General features: G+C 57.9%; 2 protein-coding genes. One reads left to right on the top strand and one right to left on the bottom strand.

Annotated features, from left to right (window positions below):
* A partial coding sequence (locus ACPT9U_RS17710; protein ID WP_435751924.1) for an HRDC domain-containing protein occupies positions 1-122 on the bottom strand: 122 nt, incomplete at its 3' end.
* Positions 123-397: 275 nt separating this feature from the next.
* Here ACPT9U_RS17710 and ACPT9U_RS17715 point away from each other — a divergent pair.
* The gene (locus ACPT9U_RS17715) at positions 398-1,237 is read left to right on the top strand and encodes a VWA domain-containing protein (RefSeq protein ID WP_418365132.1); all 840 of its coding nucleotides are present in this window, start codon (positions 398-400) and stop codon (positions 1,235-1,237) included.
* Positions 1,238-1,270 lie beyond the last annotated feature (33 nt).

Here is a 1,270-nt window from a genome sequence, read left to right on the forward strand (position 1 = left end):
GCCTCGCCCACGATCTCCAGGATCGCCGCGCCGTAGTGTTCCAGCTTGCGATCGCCCACACCGCTGATGCCGGCGAGCTCGGCCAGCGACTGCGGGCGGCGGTCGGTGGCGGATTGGGTCATCGGTGTGTTCCTCGAAGCTGCAGGCGCCGTGTGTGGCAAGAGAAAACCGCGAGTTATAAACCCTGGCCTCCTGGGGGCGGAACGGAGGCTATGGAGTTTGATAGCACCGATTTCCGTCGGTTTTTTTTACAGTTCTCCCGTGCGTTTTTGTTTCGTTCTGCTAACGCTTTGATTTTTATTGATCTATCGATCTGGCTTGGATCTTGCTGCACAAGGTAAGGCCGCTGGTGTGGCTGTGCGGAGTTGTAACCAGGACCAGGATTCAGGAGGAAAAAATGAAAATCAGGAAACTCGTTGCCGCTACCGCGGTGGCTGCGCTCTCGGTTGGTTTTGGTGCCGCAGCCAATGCGGCACTGATCAAGACCGACATCATCATGATCGTGGATGAGTCGGGGTCGATGGGGAATGTGCAGGCGAACTTGCGGAACAACATTGGTCAGTTCGCGTCGATTCTCTCTGCTGGGGGTATCGATGCTCGCTATGGCCTGGTCGGCTACGGCAGCTCGACTGTTGCTCCGCGCATGTTGACGGATCTGACGGACTCCGCTTCGTTCGCGATCGCAGCGCAGGGCTTGCTGATTAACGGTGGGACAGAGCCCGGCTACACCGCGACCGCCTTTGCGCTCAACGAACTGGACAACCAGGCCTCGCTGTTCAGCTATCGTGGCGATTCGGTCAAGAATCTCATCATTTTCACTGACGAACCACATAACGGCACTTCGCTGTCTTACGGCACGGTGGGTGGAGTCACGGTGAGCTATTCGATCATCGATGACTTGCTCACGGACAACAATGCGCTGTTCAATGCCGTTCTCAGGGGCACGAGTACGATCAATTCGTACGGGCCACTTGCGGCCGCCCATGGCGGTAACGTCTACGATCTCAATGGCCTGAACACGACCGACCAGCAAGTCGTTTCCGACTTCGTGGATGCTTTTGCGGCATCCAAGCTGCAGGAGATTCTCGATTTCTGCACCTTGAACCCGAACGATCCGGCTTGCCAGGGCGGCACGGTGCCTGAGCCCACCAGCCTCGCCTTGCTTGGTCTGGGCATGTTCGGCCTGGCCGCCATGCGCCGTCGTCGCGACGAAGGTATGCTGCAGACTGCCGCCTGAGGCACTTCGGAAACTTCGATGTGAATCAAGAGG

Source organism: Thauera sp. AutoDN2 (assembly GCF_051280715.1).
Lineage (GTDB): Bacteria > Pseudomonadota > Gammaproteobacteria > Burkholderiales > Rhodocyclaceae > Thauera.

Excerpts from the sequence above, each read along its gene's own strand:
- ACPT9U_RS17715 (WP_418365132.1), top strand. The coding sequence starts at position 398 with ATGAAAATCAGGAAACTCGTTGCCGCTACCGCGGTGGCTGCGCTCTCG.